A 2,876-nucleotide genomic window follows, 5' to 3' on the forward strand; every position below is an offset into this window, starting at 1 on the left:
GCGCCGGCGGCGGGGCGGCCGGCGGGGGCGATCCGGCCGGCGGGGTCAGACCGCGGTCGCGCTGGCGGGGGGCGCGGACCACGGCCCGCGCCGTACGCCGCCCGTGCGCCGGTACGCGTCGAAGGACGCGCGCGCCCTTGTCCGCGCCCCGACCGAGGAACGCGGCGAGCATCGCGAGGAACGGCAGCGGGTCGTCGGCGGCGAACCACGCCGCCTCCACCCGCCGCGGCCGCCGGCTCCGCGCCGGCGCACCGCCCCCGGCGCCGCTCGGCGCGCCCGCCGGAGCCACCGCGCCGTCCCGGCTCACGGGAGCGCCGGAGCGGTGCGTACCGCCGCGGCCGCCCGGGACCGCCGACGCGCCCGGGCCGTCCGCGGCCCGCGAGGCTCCCGGGCCTCCCGGCTCCCCCGGCTCACCCGGGCGCGCCAGGGCTGCCGGAGCTTCCGCGCCGACGCCGTCCGCGGCGCCGTCCCCGATGCCGCGCCGCGGCCCGCGCGGCGGCAGCCGGCGGCCGCGCACCGCCGCCAGCAGCGCGTAGTTCTCCGCGAGGAAGACCCGCCCCGGCCCCCCGGACTGCGCCGGCACCCGCTGCCCCGTCAGGTCGAGGTACATGGCCTGGACGACGTCCAGGCCGGCCCCGTCCGCGAAGAGCCGGAACTGCGCCCCCGGACGGGGGTTGAAGTCCACCAGCCGGAAGCAGCCCTCCTCGTCCCGCCGGAAGTCCAGGTCCAGGATCCCCTGGTAGCCGAGGCGCTCGGCGAGCCGCAGCCCCGCCTCCTCCACCGCCGGGTCCGGCAGCCAGCGGCCCACCGCCGTCAGGCCGGTCCGCACCGGCCACGACAGCTCCTTGCGGCCCGATCCGGCGAGCAGCGGCCGCCCGCCGCTGCCGAACGCCCCGTGGAAGAACCAGTCCGTGTCCGTCCCGGCCGGCAGGAACCGCTGGAGCAGCAGCCGGCTCCCCGCCTCGCCGGTCCGCTCGTACAGCCGGCGCGCCTCGGCGGCGGTGTGCACGAGCGTGGTGCTGCGCAGCCCGCTGCCCGGCGGGAGCAGCCAGGGGCGGCTCCACTTGGCGACCGCGGGCAGGCCCAGCCGCCAGGCTGCCTCGGCGGCCTCGGCCCCGCTCTCCGGGAGCACGGTCTCCGGGTGCGGGATGTCCCAGCGGGCGCACAGCGCGGCCAGTTCGGCCTTGTCCGCGACCCGGGCGGGCAGCCCGTCGGGCTGGTGCGGGATGCGGAAACGGCCGTCGAGCCCGGCGCCGATCCTGGCGACGGCGATCGCGCTCAGGTCGTCCATCGCGACGAGGACCGCGGGCCGGCCGATCCGCTCCGACACCCCGGCGAGGCACTCCTCCAGCCCGTCCGGGGCCTCCGGGTCCAACCCACCCGCAGGCCCCGGATGCACGGCACGCAGGTACCGCGAGCGCCCCACGGGTCCTCCCCCGGCCTCGACGACGGCATGGACCTCCACGCCCTTGCGCCCGAGGGATCTGACGGCGCCGAGGGTTCCGTGGTGGAACGGGTTCCGGTCGAGTCTGAGCACAACAGCGGGCATGTGGGCGGCGAACTCGTACATGGAAAGCGTGTCTTTCACCTAGTCGGACCAAGCAGGATCGATGCGCAACTGCGAATGGCCTAGGCGGCGGTCACCGGACAGGCCGTTCGTCGGATGTGATGCCTAACGTCTTGGACAAGCACACCGATTCGGGAATGCCCGGGAGATGCCATGCCCAGACCTCGCCGCCGCCTGGCGAACACCTGCGTCGGGACGGTCACGGCCGGCCTCCTCGCCACCGGAGCCACCCTCGCCGTCCCGGAGGACGAGGAGCTCCCCGGGTCGTCCCCCGACATCGCCGTGGGCGCCTACCTGGACTTCGGGCCCCCCGGCGTCGAGCGGATCCCGTACCTGTCGCGCTGGCTCGGCGGCAGGGAGATCCGGGTCGGGCACACGTATCTGCCCGGGGACCGCTGGGCCGGCATCGAGGGGAACGTCAGCTTCCTCGACGACTGGGCGCGCTGGCGCCTGGCCCGGCCGGACCGGCTCTTCGTCCTCAACGTGCCCATGCAGGAGCGCAACGAGGGCCGGGTGCCCGACCACGAGGTGGCCCGGCTCATCCGCGCCGGCGCCGCCGGCGACTTCGACGAGCACTTCCGCAGGCTGGCGCAGCGCCTCGTCGACCTCGGCGTCCCGGACACGGTCGTCGTGCTGGGCTGGGAGATGAACGGCGTCACCTACACCCACCGCTGCTCCCCCGACCCGGAGAACTGGAAGGCGTACTGGCGGCGCATCGTGGGCACCATGCGGTCCGTGCCGGGCCAGCGCTTCAAGTTCGACTTCGCCCCCAACCGCGGCTCCGACGCGATCGGCTGGACCACCTGCTACCCGGGTGACGACGTCGTCGACATCATCGGCATGGACTCCTACGACCAGGGCCCGGGCCGCACCTTCGACGACCAGATCACCCAGCCGTACGGGCTCCAGCACCACGTCGACTTCGCGAAGGCGCACGGCAAGCCGATCTCGTACCCGGAGTGGGGCCTGTTCCGCCGCGGCGACAACCCGGAGTACGTACGGCGCATGCTGCGCTGGATCGAGCAGCAGAAGCCGATGTACCACACCATCACCGACTACTGCCCGCACGGTGTGTGGCAGTGCAAGCAGAACCCGCGGTCCGCGAAGGAGTTCCGCAAGGCGCTCACCCCGCAGGTGCCGCCCCCGGTCGTCCCGACGCCCGTGGTGCCCACCCCCGTGGTCCCGACGCCGGTCGTGCCCACGCCGGTCGTGCCCACGCCGGTCGTGCCCACGCCGGTGGTGCCGACGCCCTCCGTCCCGGTCCCGTCCGTGCCGACGCCCTCCGTGTCCGTGCCGGCCGTCCCCACCC

2 protein-coding genes are annotated in these 2,876 nt (G+C 75.6%); one reads left to right on the forward strand and one right to left on the reverse strand.

Annotation, left to right across the window (positions count from 1 at the left end; translation table 11 throughout):
• On the reverse strand, positions 1–1,588 hold a 1,588-nt coding region (locus EF903_RS31170; protein ID WP_260616172.1), incomplete at its 3' end, for a hypothetical protein.
• A 132-nt stretch (positions 1,589–1,720) separates the two neighbouring features.
• On the opposite strand from EF903_RS31170, the gene EF903_RS31175 reads away from it, so the two are divergent.
• A partial coding sequence (locus EF903_RS31175) for a glycoside hydrolase family 26 protein (protein ID WP_125548330.1) occupies positions 1,721–2,876 on the forward strand: 1,156 nt, incomplete at its 3' end.

Origin of the sequence: Streptomyces sp. WAC05292, assembly GCF_003949955.1 — a bacterium.
GTDB classification, from domain to species: Bacteria; Actinomycetota; Actinomycetes; order Streptomycetales; family Streptomycetaceae; genus Streptomyces; species Streptomyces globosus.